The organism is Flagellimonas aquimarina (assembly GCF_003149745.1).
Lineage (GTDB): Bacteria > Bacteroidota > Bacteroidia > Flavobacteriales > Flavobacteriaceae > Flagellimonas > Flagellimonas aquimarina.
In genome coordinates this window covers 1,231,139-1,244,196 of record NZ_QGEG01000001.1, presented here as the reverse complement: position 1 = coordinate 1,244,196, position 13,058 = coordinate 1,231,139, and the positions used below count along the sequence as shown (strand labels likewise).

General features: G+C 36.9%; 14 protein-coding genes. 9 read left to right on the top strand and 5 right to left on the bottom strand.

Annotation, left to right across the window (positions count from 1 at the left end):
• Positions 1 to 23 precede the first annotated feature (23 nt).
• From DKG77_RS05705 to DKG77_RS05685, 5 genes are all read left to right on the top strand, one after another.
• Positions 24 to 551 (top strand): rhodanese-like domain-containing protein, encoded by a 528-nt coding sequence (locus DKG77_RS05705; protein WP_109661029.1) that lies wholly within the window; start codon positions 24 to 26, stop codon positions 549 to 551.
• The gene (locus DKG77_RS05700) at positions 532 to 1,158 is read left to right on the top strand and encodes a TIGR04282 family arsenosugar biosynthesis glycosyltransferase (protein ID WP_109661027.1); all 627 of its coding nucleotides are present in this window, start codon (positions 532 to 534) and stop codon (positions 1,156 to 1,158) included. The genes DKG77_RS05705 and DKG77_RS05700 overlap by 20 nt, the downstream gene beginning before the upstream one ends.
• The gene (locus tag DKG77_RS05695; protein ID WP_109661025.1) at positions 1,151 to 1,966 is read left to right on the top strand and encodes a purine-nucleoside phosphorylase; all 816 of its coding nucleotides are present in this window, start codon (positions 1,151 to 1,153) and stop codon (positions 1,964 to 1,966) included. Before DKG77_RS05700 ends, DKG77_RS05695 begins: the two co-directional genes overlap by 8 nt.
• Before the next feature lie 122 nt (positions 1,967 to 2,088).
• Complete coding sequence (locus DKG77_RS05690) at positions 2,089 to 2,976, top strand: DUF547 domain-containing protein (protein WP_243414855.1); 888 nt, start codon at positions 2,089 to 2,091, stop codon at positions 2,974 to 2,976.
• A complete protein-coding gene (locus tag DKG77_RS05685; RefSeq protein WP_109661023.1) occupies positions 2,963 to 3,673 on the top strand; it encodes a TIGR04283 family arsenosugar biosynthesis glycosyltransferase in 711 nt (236 codons plus the stop codon). Before DKG77_RS05690 ends, DKG77_RS05685 begins: the two co-directional genes overlap by 14 nt.
• 3 nt (positions 3,674 to 3,676) lie before the next feature.
• Here DKG77_RS05685 and DKG77_RS05680 read toward each other — a convergent pair whose 3' ends face one another.
• The 5 genes from DKG77_RS05680 to DKG77_RS05660 all read right to left on the bottom strand — a co-directional run bounded on the left by DKG77_RS05680 (position 3,677) and on the right by DKG77_RS05660 (position 8,689).
• Positions 3,677 to 4,609, bottom strand: a complete 933-nt coding sequence (locus DKG77_RS05680; RefSeq protein WP_109661021.1) for an N-acetylmuramoyl-L-alanine amidase — start codon at positions 4,607 to 4,609, stop codon at positions 3,677 to 3,679.
• A gap of 86 nt (positions 4,610 to 4,695) precedes the next feature.
• The gene (locus DKG77_RS05675; RefSeq protein WP_109661019.1) at positions 4,696 to 5,958 is read right to left on the bottom strand and encodes a POTRA domain-containing protein; all 1,263 of its coding nucleotides are present in this window, start codon (positions 5,956 to 5,958) and stop codon (positions 4,696 to 4,698) included.
• A gap of 18 nt (positions 5,959 to 5,976) precedes the next feature.
• Positions 5,977 to 6,993, bottom strand: a complete 1,017-nt coding sequence (locus tag DKG77_RS05670; RefSeq protein ID WP_109661017.1) for a glycoside hydrolase family 113 — start codon at positions 6,991 to 6,993, stop codon at positions 5,977 to 5,979.
• Between the two features lie 46 nt (positions 6,994 to 7,039).
• On the bottom strand, positions 7,040 to 7,945 hold the full coding sequence (locus DKG77_RS05665) for a hypothetical protein (protein WP_109661015.1): 906 nt from the start codon (positions 7,943 to 7,945) through the stop codon (positions 7,040 to 7,042).
• 21 nt (positions 7,946 to 7,966) lie between these two features.
• Positions 7,967 to 8,689: a DUF547 domain-containing protein gene (locus DKG77_RS05660; protein WP_109661014.1), complete on the bottom strand. Its 723-nt coding sequence runs from the start codon at positions 8,687 to 8,689 to the stop codon at positions 7,967 to 7,969.
• 235 nt (positions 8,690 to 8,924) lie between these two features.
• Here DKG77_RS05660 and DKG77_RS05655 point away from each other — a divergent pair, with 235 nt between their 5' ends.
• From DKG77_RS05655 to DKG77_RS05640, 4 genes are read left to right on the top strand one after another with little or no spacing between them, the layout of a single operon-like run.
• On the top strand, positions 8,925 to 10,274 hold the full coding sequence (locus DKG77_RS05655; RefSeq protein WP_109661012.1) for an NAD(P)/FAD-dependent oxidoreductase: 1,350 nt from the start codon (positions 8,925 to 8,927) through the stop codon (positions 10,272 to 10,274).
• Positions 10,275 to 10,279: 5 nt separating this feature from the next.
• Positions 10,280 to 11,884 carry a 4Fe-4S binding protein gene (locus DKG77_RS05650; protein ID WP_109661010.1) on the top strand — a complete coding sequence of 535 codons (1,605 nt, stop codon included), beginning with the start codon at positions 10,280 to 10,282 and terminating at the stop codon, positions 11,882 to 11,884.
• A 1-nt stretch (position 11,885) separates the two neighbouring features.
• Positions 11,886 to 12,368, top strand: a complete 483-nt coding sequence (locus DKG77_RS05645) for a toxin-antitoxin system YwqK family antitoxin (protein ID WP_109661008.1) — start codon at positions 11,886 to 11,888, stop codon at positions 12,366 to 12,368.
• On the top strand, positions 12,368 to 13,057 hold the full coding sequence (locus DKG77_RS05640; RefSeq protein ID WP_109661006.1) for a glycosyltransferase family 2 protein: 690 nt from the start codon (positions 12,368 to 12,370) through the stop codon (positions 13,055 to 13,057). The genes DKG77_RS05645 and DKG77_RS05640 overlap by 1 nt, the downstream gene beginning before the upstream one ends.
• The last annotated feature ends 1 nt before the right edge of the window (position 13,058 follow it).

Here is a 13,058-nt window from a genome sequence, read left to right as displayed (position 1 = left end):
TCTTTGGTTCTTATTTATTATTAATGAGAATCACCTTAAATCTTTTATTCCTACTAGTTTCCATCACCTCTTCATACGCACAAACCTTTATTTCTGAAATACTGGAAAATTTCAACAACAACACCATTGAATATGTTTCTGTAGAAAAGTTAAACGATATGGGAAAAAGCCTTTTGCTAGATGCAAGAGAAAAGGAAGAATTTGAAATCAGCCATTTAAAAAATGCCATTTGGATAGGGTATGAAACCTTTGAAATTGCAAGGGTTCTGAAACTAGTTCCCAACAAAGAAGCTCTGCTGGTCGTATACTGTTCCATTGGAGTAAGATCTGAAGACATAGGCGAAAAATTAGAGAAAGCAGGATATACCAATGTCAAAAACCTTTATGGTGGAATTTTTGAATGGAAAAACAAGGGGTATCCGGTTTATGATACAGATAACATGGAAACTCAAAAAGTTCACGCTTATAGTAAGTACTGGGGCAGTCTGTTGACAAACGCAGAAAAAATATATCAATCCAAAAAAGAAACTATTGGGCAAAAAGAACAGTAACCTACTTTTAATATTTACACGTAATCCCGAGCTCGGAAAGTGTAAAACAAGATTAGCAGCGAAAGTTGGCGATAAGGCAGCGTTAGAGATATATAAGTTCTTACTTGAACATACAGTATCATTTACCAAAGGGTTAAAAGCTGAAAAACAAGTATTCTATTCCAATACCATTTGGGAAGATGATGTATGGGATAACAGTATTTATGACAAGAAGCTTCAAAACGGCATAGACTTAGGCATTAGAATGAGGAATGCTTTTCAAGATGGATTTGTATCAGGTTTTGAAAAAATTATTATTATTGGCAGCGATATGCACGACCTTTCCCAAGAGGATATCGAAAGGGCATTTGCAAAGCTTGATGACCATGATTATGTAATAGGGCCCGCGGAAGATGGCGGCTATTACCTTTTAGGGATGACCAAATTTAAAAACGAACTATTTGAAAACAAGGAGTGGGGAACAGAAACAGTGTTGACACGCACCTTAGAAGACTTAAAAACTGAAAATTACCTTTGTTTGGAAGCCAAAAATGATGTTGACCTTTATGAGGATATAAAAGATATTGAAGCTTTCCAACCTTATTTAAAACATATGGACAATGACTAAAAAACAGCTTGAAGAATCAGTTGAATATTTAAAAAAGAAGGGCTTTGAAGCTCCAGAAATTGGTATTGTACTTGGCACGGGATTGGGGCAATTAGTAAATGAAATCGAAGATTCCATTGAAGCACATTATAATCATATCCCCTATTTTCCTTTGGCCACGGTTGAGTTTCATACCGGAAAATTGATTTATGGCACCATAGCCAACAAGAAAGTAGTGGTTATGCAAGGACGTTTTCATTTATACGAAGGCTATGATTTCTTGGATGTTACCTATCCAATTCGTGTAATGCACCAATTGGGAATTAAAACTCTATTTGTCTCCAATGCTGCAGGTGCCATTAACCTCAACTATAAAAAGGGAGAAATTATGTTGATTGAAGACCACATTAATCTTCAGGGCGGGTCACCGCTTGCTTTTAAAAATGTGGCTGAATTTGGTGATCGTTTTGTGGATATGAGCGAGCCCTATGATGCGGACATGCGAAATAAAATTGAATCCATTGCCGAAAAAGAAGGTATCTCCCTCCAAAAAGGTGTTTATGCATCTGTGGTTGGCCCACAACTAGAAACAAAAGCAGAATACCGTATGTTAAAAATTCTAGGGGCAGATGCAGTAGGTATGAGCACTGTTCCAGAAGTTATTGTTGCAAACCATTTAAGGCTTCCCATTGTAGCCGTTTCGGTTTTAACGGACGAGTGCGATCCAGACAATCTAAAACCAGTTAATATTCAGGAAATTATTGAGATAGCTGGCAATACGGAGCCAAAAATGATACAATTGTTTAAAGAACTGATCAAGGTTATTTAAATAGCGTTCTGTTCTTCATTGTGTAGGTTACATTTAAAAAAAAATCAACAGAATTGAAAGGTTGAGCTATTTTTTCTGACTTCTTTAAAGGTATTTTTAGTTGCCCTTAAAAAGAATTGTTCGTGAATATCATTCTAAATTTAGTTTTTGGAGTATTACTTGTGTCATGTGGTGGAAGCGGAAAGATACATTCAGATGAGAAGACCATTGCAGTTATTGCAACTAAGGAAACTGTTCAATCCGTAAATAAAACAACCAAGCCTGTCAGCATATCCAAAGACACTTCTGAAATAGTTGGTGCTCCAAAGACATCGACAATAAAAATTAAGGCCAAAACTGAGGAAGAAACGCCCAAAATTTTAGTATTGGACCATAGCACCTGGAACGATCTATTGAAAAAATTTGTGGATGATGACGGCAATGTTGACTATGCTGGATTTAAAAAGGATGTTGCCAGTTTAGAGGCATATTTAAAACTATTGTCGCAGAATGCACCATCTGCTACTTGGAGCAAGAATGAAAAATTGGCATTCTATATTAACCTTTACAATGCGGCAACAGTAAAGTTGATTGTTGACAACTACCCTATCAAAAGCATCAAGGATATTCCCAATAGATGGAAGAAGGAATGGATTTCAATAAACGAAAAGGTTACTTCCTTAAATGATATTGAACATAAAATATTGCGCAAAATGAATGAACCAAGAATCCATTTTGCCATCAACTGCGCTTCTTATTCATGCCCAAAACTTCTTAACTCAGCTTTTACCGAACAAAACTTGGAAAGGCTACTTTCTAAGGCCACTATAGATTTTGTAAATGACAAAAAACGAAATCGGTTTGAAAATGGTACTGCCCAGCTTTCAAAAATATTTAGGTGGTACAAAAACGATTTTACAAGCAATACCTCATTGTTGGAATATATCAATACCTACTTGGACAATCCAACAAGCAAAGACGCAAAAGTTGAATACTTGGACTATGATTGGAGCTTAAATGAAGCAAAATAAATCCAAAACAATAAGCATTCTTATTCCCGTATTTAATGAGGAAGCTTATTTAGGCAAATTACTGAAACACCTAAAACTCAATAGTACTACAAAAAATGTTTTGGAGGTGATTTGCATTGACGGTGGAAGCACGGACAAAACCATCAGTATTGCCTTGCAATATGGAACAACAGTAGTTCATTCCAAAAAAGGCCGCGCCAGACAAATGAATTTAGGCGCTGAACATGCTTCTGGAGAAATTCTTTACTTTCTACATGCAGATACCTATCCCCCTAAAGGCTTTGACAGATTTATCCTTGAAGCTATTGAGCAAGGCCATCAATCGGGGTGTTTTAGAATGCAGTTTGATACCAAAAATCCGATTTTACGAACTTTTGCATGGCTATCAAGAATAAACCATACATTATGCAGGGGAGGCGATCAGTCCCTATTTATTCAAAATGGTTTATTTAATAAAACTGAAGGGTTCAATGAGGAATACTTAATTTACGAAGACACAGAATTTATAAAAAGACTTTATGGGCAGACCAAGTTTAAAATTCTTCCTGACCATGTGATCACTTCAGCCAGAAAATACCGGGAAATAGGATGGATAAGAGTGCAGTTCCATTTTGCAATGATTCACCTAAAAAACTATCTTGGAGCTGGACCAGATGAGCTTTTTCAATACTATTCAAAACATATCTTGAACCCATAAAAGCTAGTTTTCTATTTCTAAATCAGCGTAGTCCTTTAAAATTCCGCTAGTAATCAAACTTGCAAAGGATTTTTTATCTGAATGTACCTGAATTCCATCCTTTCCACTGGTTTTAGAGCCGCCATCTATAGTTAGCAAACTTACTGCAGGTAAGGTGTTTTTAGCCAAATAGAGACTGTTCTTGTCTTTAAAAATCATGTTGATGTCTTGATAAGAACGATTTGAAATGCTGTTCTCTTTAAAAACATTCTGGATGTTTTGAGCAAAACGCTGCCCTTTTTCGCTTTTGTTATGATGGTACACAGCCACATCTATGTTTCCGTTCTTAATTATGCCATTGGCTCTTATAATGAGTAGTCTTTGGTACTTTCCAGTATTTTGCAGGTAACGTTTGTTTATGGTTTCAACATACCAGCCCATTTTTTCCACTCCTGTCAAAGAACTACTATTGGCAATCTTTGCGTCCTTATTTTCTATAATAAAAACTGTTGCGCCATGAACCATTAGATCTGCCGCCAAACTCTTTGTAATATCACTAACAAATTTGTTTTCTTTCTTGGTCTGGTCTTCGGCTATCAAATAATACACAGCGTCCTTGAGTGCACTACTCTTATGGGACATTTTGGCAAGTTCAGTATCAAAAATAGGGTTTTCAGTCCCTTCAGCCACTTGCACCCGCACTCCAGTATTTTTAAAAGAGTCCGGGGCCTTCGGAATCCTATATTCCCTTCCTACATGCAACATGCTTCCATCCTTAATGTCTTTGGTGTTTAATGTGATGAATGCTTCGTAATACTTAACAGGATCTAGGCCTTGTTTTCTAAGTATGGAAAAAATTCCGTCACCCTTTTCTGCAGTAACTGTATAATAATTATCCTGTGCAAAAAGCATAAAAGACATGCCTAGCCACAGCAAAAATGCTGGTATTAACTTCATAGTTGTTTCTTGTTGCTGAGGTGCTTTGCAAATATGGTAAAAATCGATGAAATGCAAAAATCATCGATGAAATACATTATAAATAATTAAAAATATTGCCCAATTCCAAAAACTATTCCCTTGGAAGCCCCATTGGTGACGCCATGACCATAGTCTATTCTAAAAATTGCATTAAAAATCTTCTTATGGATAAATCTGACCCCAATTCCGGGATAAACCCTTAAATTTTGATCATCTCCAAAGTCGCTAAAATCTCCGCCGGGATTTCTCCATGTACCACCATCAACAAAAATGTTGCTCTGTAGAACAAACCAATCCTTGTCCATAAGCGTGTGCCTATACTCCGTGTTTAGAACTATAGCGGCCGTGCCTCTGTCAATAGTGTTTCCAACTCCACGAATGTTTAAATTGTTGTCTACAGCAAATGGAGCAAATGGAGTATCCAAATTACTGGAAAGCCCTAAACGCAATCTATTTGCCCAATTTCCTTTTTGACCTACCCTAAAAAAATAGGTGAAATCATTAAAGCCTATCACGAACTCCGGCAATTGTTCATTGGCGCTATTTACATATTGAAGATTGAGCGTACTCTTAAATCCAGATAAATATTGATAGTAGTATTTTATTGCGTCATAATTATAAATAAACTTGAACAAGTGCTTGTTTACGTTTAACGCCTGCGGAACATCTGGGTCTGTGCTTCCAAAAAGATAGCGGTAATCCTCTGTAAAAAAATTGATTCCAAACTCCAATCGATGTTTAAAATTTATCTCATAAAGCCCAAGAACTTCAAAAGACTCATTGTTGTATTTATAATCTGCAGTTCCGGCATCTAAGAAAACTGGCTCTTGAGTGGTTAAGTCTTGATAACTTAGTGCAAGTCCCAATTTATTGCTGAATAGATATGGGGCTCTAAGATGTGCCCCGATGGAATTAAAAACATCTCTTTGATAAAACCCGCCCAAAGTAATGTTATTGCCAAAAACATTGAATTCCTGTAATCCAATTCTAAAGGCAAATTCATCATTATTGGAAGTATACACGCTAGCAAAAGGAATCAATGTAAAATTCTCTTCTATACCATAAAACACATTATAATCACCTTCAGTGTTAGCAGGAAAAACTTGAAAATAAGCATGAGATACCGATGGCAGTCTTTTTAACCTGTAAATGTCTTCTTCAATAAGTGAAGAATCCAATTTCATTCCTGCCTTAAGTTTTGTGATTTTTTTTATGAAGGAAGTTTTGGTTCTTTTATTTCCCTGGACCTTTACGTCAACAACTTCGTTTTGACCGTATGCCATGCCCACAACTAGCACAAGAAAAAAAGCAAGGGCAATACGCATCATGGTGAGTTATACGATAAATTAGAATTTGGATTCCTGCAAAGTTGTATAGTGTTTACGAATTACAGACTCAGCAGGTTTATTTTGTGGAGTAAATCTATTGTCTTCTTCTCCTCCAGAAACATCATGATTGATAAACCACTTCCAAACAAACCCTCCAGCAAACCAATCTTCCTTCCAAAATTCTTCAAAAACCGCTTGCGTTGCATCAGCTTGCGCATCAAGATTCACATCCATCTGATTTCTATCAACCAACCACGGTTTTTTAGCTGTATAATCCATGCTACGATACCCAAACTCTGTGAAAAGGATTGGTCTTTTATTTTTCTTAGATAAATCAACTAATTTAGATTTCCAACGCTGCCATCCAGACTTCAATTCCTCCAATGTAGGGTAACGCTCCTCGGACAACGGAAAATATGCATCCACTCCTATATAGTCCAATTTTTGCCAAAAAGGTGTTCTTACATATTCGTCCCAATTGGCGGCATATGTAAGTTTTCCTTTGTAAATACTTCTCACTTGATCCACTAAAGCTTGCCAGTATGCCGGTCTATTTTTTACAAATTCATCCAACTCAGTGCCAATGCAATAAATTTCAGTATTTGTTTCTTCTGCCAGCTCTGCATAAGTCAAAATGAATTTACTGTAAGATTCTTCAAGAATTTTCCAATCTTCTTCAGATTTCATTGTCATATCTCCTGTAAACTCTCCCCTCCATATCCAAATTTGCGGTTTGAGCATAATCTTAACTCCATTTTTCTGAAGCAGTTCAATGTACTGTCTTGCACCACGTTTTGTTTCTCCAAACCATTGTCTTTCTGTATCAAAAATGATATTTGGTGAATTTAGATTTCTAGCAAAACCAAAAGGCATTACCGCAGCGTAATTAGCATTTACTTCAAGAACAGGGTCTACATGAACCTGCCTGACCTCATCTCTGGAACCAACAAAACTAACCCCGTTTATTTTTTCAACGTTTTGACTATTGCATGAAAACTGGAGTAGACATAAGCAAAGGAGCCCTAATCTTTTCATAGTTAAAAAATTAAGACTCCTAAAATAACCTTTTAAGGCTTAGTCTTTAAAAAATAGCCCGTAATCCTATGTTAAATGTTTCTCCAAGACCTGTATTACTACCTCTTACAAAATTGGTGTAAAGCCCTTCAATATTTAATGCTTGGGTCAATTGATATTTTACACCACCTCCCAAAGCAGTGAAATCTTGTGCAAAATCGTTCCCTAAATCAATCCGCTGAGAATGTTGTGCCAAAGCCAAGACTGTAAACTTAGAGCTTGGAAAATAGCTAAGAAATACTCCTGGCGTTAAGTTTAAGCTGTTATTGGCAAAGCTTTCTTCCTTGTCGCCAAAACTCAATTCCGTATTCAACTCTGTAAATAATTGCCATTTATCTCCTGGAAAAGTGTAATCATAGAAAAACCTATTTTGCCATATAAACCCATTTTGGTCCAGAAATACTCCTCCGTTACCATTTACAGGCAAGAAGTCTTCTGTTTCGTTATCCACTAAAGGAATGAACAACGAACTTTGAATTGAGAAGTTACTTAATGATGCAAATGGCACAAATTTTACAGATGGAGCAAAAGATGTGAGTCCTGAACGTGCAGTTCCTGTTTCGCCATCAAACTTAAAAACGTCCAAAGCGCTGCGGTCTGCAACTACATTGGAACGGAATTCGAAAATAGCTCCAACATTCCATCTTTTGTTTGACCCAACCCCTGTATAAACTTCTAAAGTAGAGGTAAAAAACGTTTGTCTAGGTTCTGTTCCATCAGAAAACGTACTCTCCGTTTGAGTGTAAAGATTGTTGAACCATTTAAGGTCCCATTGTCCTTTTCCTATTAGTTTTGATGGGGTATACTGTTGAATGTTGCTCCTACTCTGGTTATCCGTGTCATTTTGTGAAAACCCTATAAAAGAGCACATAAGAATTCCTGAAAACAGTATATGATTTTTAAAATTTTTCATGATTGTTGTTGTATAAAATTTTTATTTGGTTTCGTTCAATGTCCAGTCGTAGGGGTAGTATCCCACTTTGGTGTTGGAGTCTATTTTTTCTTTTCTGTATTGGTTCACAAAATCCACCAAGCTTTTTCCTTCTTGGGTAAAATCTTTGTTGTACCATTCAAAAATCTGGGAGAGATTCACCTTTTTGCCTTTGAGCCTAATAAAATTTGAATCGTTCAAAGACAATTCTGTTTGTTCCTGTAACTGGGCATCCAAGGTGTTTGGCAAATAGGCATTGCTTATTATTGGTGGACAGCCTAACCCTGCACAGACAAGTACAAAATGAAATCTGGCCTCCTTAGGAAAATTTGCTCTAAGCAGCTTATTTTCAATATCATTTAAGGTGATGTGCTCTCCTCCTATGTCATATGTTACCTTATCAAAAAAGCCAGCTTTATCTAAGGGGGACTTTATTGGGTAATTATCTACAATTCCTTTTATTACAGATAAATTGTATCCATTTATCCAAAAGGCTTGATATGTCTTTGTATCACTTTTTGAAAGGGAAATTCCTTTTGCCAAACTCAAAAGCTCGTTTAAACCCTCCGGATTTGCTTTTATGTCTTTGTATGCAACTCTCCCGTTTTTCACATAGGTTTTAAAAAAAGAATCTGCCTTGCTGAAAAACTCAGGGGTGTTTTGTGCAAGTCCTATCTGAAAGGTAATCGCGAATAAAAAAGTGGTCAGTGTTTTATTTGATATCATCTTTTAAATTTTTAGTTGATTAAACTGCAGCTTCTGTCGCATCCCTTTTTTTTAACATACAGTGTTTTTAACATTTTATGATTTATTTAAGACTTTATGAATCAAATACTTAGGCGTTCGAATTTGCGCAAGAACCTTACGGTAACCTTTAAAATTTAAATTCTTTCTAAATTAAGAGCTCGTGTTAAGTTCCTATATTTAAGGACGACACATTAGCCACAACCAAAACAATCTCATGGAGAACATTGTTATTATCGGAAATGGTATTGCAGGAGTTTCTGCAGCAAGACATATCCGAAAACTTTCAGACAAAAGAATCATTATTATTTCTGGTGAAACGGATTATTTCTTTTCAAGAACTGCCTTAATGTATGTTTATATGGGGCATATGAAGTTTGACCATATTCAGCCCTACGAGAATTGGTTCTGGGAGAAAAACAGGATTGAATTGGTAAGAGGGTACGTGACACAAGTAGATCCAAAGGAAAAGCAATTGTTGGTCGATGGGTCCAGAGCCATAAACTATGACAAACTAATAATAGCAACAGGCTCCAAGCCCAACAAGTTTGGGTGGCCAGGCCAAGATTTACATGGGGCGCAAGGACTCTATTCAAAACAAGATTTAGACCTTTTGGAGGTAAATGCCCCCAATAAGGAGGTATGTAAAAGAGCGGTAATTGTTGGTGGTGGTTTAATTGGTATTGAACTTGCAGAAATGCTAAGGAGCAGGGATATTCCTGTAACCTTTTTAGTAAGGGAAGATAGTTTTTGGAACGGGGTTCTTCCTAGCGGGGAATCACAATTGATAAATGAGCACATTCTAGAGCATCATATCGATTTACGCCTTGGAACAAATCTAAAGGAAATCGTAGCCGATGAAAATGGCAAGGTCAAATCAGTCATAATAGCTGAAACCGGAGAAGAGCTTCCTTGCAATATGGTTGGACTTACCGCTGGGGTTACGCCAAATGTTGACTTTTTAAAAGGTTCCGGAATTGAATTGGGCCGTGGAGTAAAAGTCAACCGTTTTTTAGAGACCAATGTGGAAGATATTTATGCCATTGGCGATTGTGCAGAACAGCATGAAGCCATTGGAAATAGAAGGCCTATTGAAGCTGTCTGGTATACCGGAAGAATGATGGGCGAAACAGTTGCCCAGACCATTTGCGGCAATCAACTGGAATACAAACCGGGACATTGGTTCAACTCCGCAAAGTTTTTGGATATTGAATATCAAACCTATGGTTGGGTCTTTTCCGAAAGAGGAATGAAGGATTATGAAGAACACTTTCATTGGAGGCACCCTGAAGAAAAAGTATGCATTACAATAGCTTTTAATAAGGAAAACAATCAATTTTTAGGCATTAACACCTTTGGCATACGTATGCGTCATGAAATTTTTGACAGGTGGCTAAATCAAGAAAAAGATGTTGATTATGTTATGGAACACCTTATAGATGCCAATTTTGATCCTGAGTTCTATAAGAACTACGAAACTGAGATTGTTTCCAAATACAATGCGGATTTCCAGAAATCCATAAAAACAAAAAAGAAGAGTTTAAAAAGAATCTTTCAAATCAACTAGACCAAATGAGCACTTACGACAGAAGCATGGCCTTAACTGGTCAACCACCAAAAGAACTAAGTAGAAACCAAAAAATTGCCACCCTCATAGGTTTATCTGGTTTGGCAATTATTTTGCTGGCTGCTTTCAATGTTAATTTCCCGAACAAAGCACTTTGGCTTAGTATTTCTTTGGCTGCCATTACTACAGGCACCATTTGGTTCTCTTGGGATATGTACTCCAAAAAGGAGCCTGGAATTAAAAATGATGGTGTTTGGTTCAAATCAATTTCGAGCAAAGGCTTTTGGGGATGGATCGCTGGTATTTCCTTAACCTCATTTTACATTATTCTTTATTTCTATCCAGAATATCTGGGCCTTGTTCAAAAAGGAGACAATACAGGAGTTATTGGCTTATTTGATCCCCTAAGCAGGGCGTTAAGTGGCAACCCGGCAAGCCAATGGTTTGTTTACGGAACGTTATATACGGTTGCAATACTTGCTTTCGGGATTAAGTTTATGTGGAAGTACCGCCATAATAGATATGAAAGAATACGCACTATGAGTGTCATGTTTTTTCAAACGGCATTCGCGTTCATAATTCCTGAATTGATGGCAAGATTGAATGGAAGTTCTGTCCTTAATGGGGGTAGCCTGCCTTATTATGACCTTAAAAATATGTGGCCTTTAAATTATTACAATTTTGAAGGGTATCGCATTAAAGGTTTTTTGAGTTCTGGTGATATCGGTTTTGGGCTTTTGATTTTCGGAATACTTTCAATTTTTGTTATCAGTCCAATACTTACATATAAATATGGCAAACGTTGGTACTGTTCATGGGTATGTGGTTGTGGTGGACTGGCAGAAACTGCAGGAGATTCTTTCCGTCAATTGAGCGATAAGACCGTAAAGGCCTGGAAAATTGAGCGATGGGTAGTGCACAGTGTTGTTGTTTTTGTAACCTTAATGACCACTGCTGTCATTTATTCCTATTTAGGTAATGATACCAGCAAATATTGGTTGACCAAGAGCACTTTCTTGATAGGTGTAGGGGTTTTGTTGACCTCTGTTTTTGCTCTGGTAATGATCTTTAAAAGAGAGCAATTTCAAAAAGATGCAAAATATGGAGCCGTTGGCTATCTGGTCATTATCCTTGCTTTAATTGGATTCCATTTTTTTAGTGGTGATGGCCAAGTGTTTTTGTTTAAATCAGAAACGCTGCGCAAATCATATTCTTTTTTAATAGGAAGCATTTTCTCTGGTGTAATAGGTACAGGTTTCTATCCAATTTTTGGGAATCGTGTTTGGTGTCGTTTTGGGTGTCCAATGGCGGCCATTCTAGGTTTTCAGCAACGATTGTTTTCAAAATTCAGAATTACCACAAACGGCGGACAATGTATTTCATGTGGTAATTGTTCTACTTACTGTGAAATGGGAATCGATGTTCGCGCATATGCCCAAAAAGGAGAGAACATAGTTCGCTCTAGCTGCGTAGGATGCGGAATTTGTTCTGCCGTATGCCCAAGAGGGGTATTAAAATTGGAAAACGGACCCTTACAAGGCCGTATAGACAGCAACCAAGTATTGTTGGGGAACGATGTTGATTTGATGACATTGGTGAACAAAAAATAAGATGATACGATTTATTGTTCTTGGCTTTCTACTGCTTTGCTTTGGCATAAGTGATATATCAAAAAAGGAATACAGGCGTGAGTATTACGATAATGGAACCCTAAAGGCCCAAGGTTGGAAGGTTGGCGATTCCAAGGAAGAGTTCTGGAAATATTTCTTCTCCAATGGCAACATTATGGAACAGGGGCATTATAAAATGAACGTTCGTGAAGGCTATTGGTATTTTCATGATAAAAACGGGAAACTGGAAATGGAAGGCCATTTGAAAAATGGCAAAAAGGTAAAGTGGTGGCTTTTTTATGATGAAAATGAGAAAGTGGACCATAAATGTCAATTAAAAAATGGCATCAAAAATGGATACTGCCTTAAATACATGGATGAGGAATTAAAATCCGCTGAAAAATATAAAAACGGAAAAAAAATAAAAGAATGGTTTAGTTTTAGCGGCTTTAAAAAGGAAAATAACTTATCCGATTTAAAGTAATGGCAGATATTAAAGTTATAATTCCCGCAGTAAACGAGGGAGATTCCATAGGAAAGGTGGTATCAGAATTGCCAAAATCAGTTTCTGAAATTATTGTGGTCAACAATGGTTCTACAGACGATACCATTGAAAATGCACAAAAAGCAGGTGCAACGGTATTAACCGAAAACCAAAGAGGCTATGGTTTTGCCTGTTTAAAGGGGATGGATTATATCGACAAACAATCCAAAGCACCGGATATCATCGTATTTATTGACGGAGACTATTCTGACTATCCAGAAGAGCTGGATAAAATAGTAGCCCCAATCTTAAACCAGAACATGGATTTTGTCATAGGTGCACGAAAAAAAGAACTACGCGAAGCGGGATCAATGACCTTTCCGCAAATCTTTGGCAATGAATTAGCTACTTTTTTAATGCGGTTGTTTTTTAGGGCAAAATTTACGGACTTAGGCCCTTTTAGAGCGATTAAATACGAAAAGCTCAAAGAATTGGAAATGCAGGACAAAACGTATGGCTGGACGGTAGAGATGCAGTTAAAAGCTTTACGTAAAAAATTAGCATATACCGAAGTACCAGTGCGTTATAAAAAGAGAATAGGTGTCTCAAAAGTTTCAGGAACCGTAAAAGGTGCTATATTTGCAGGCATAAAAATTCTAGGTTGGATTTTTAAATACAGTTTAAAATAAT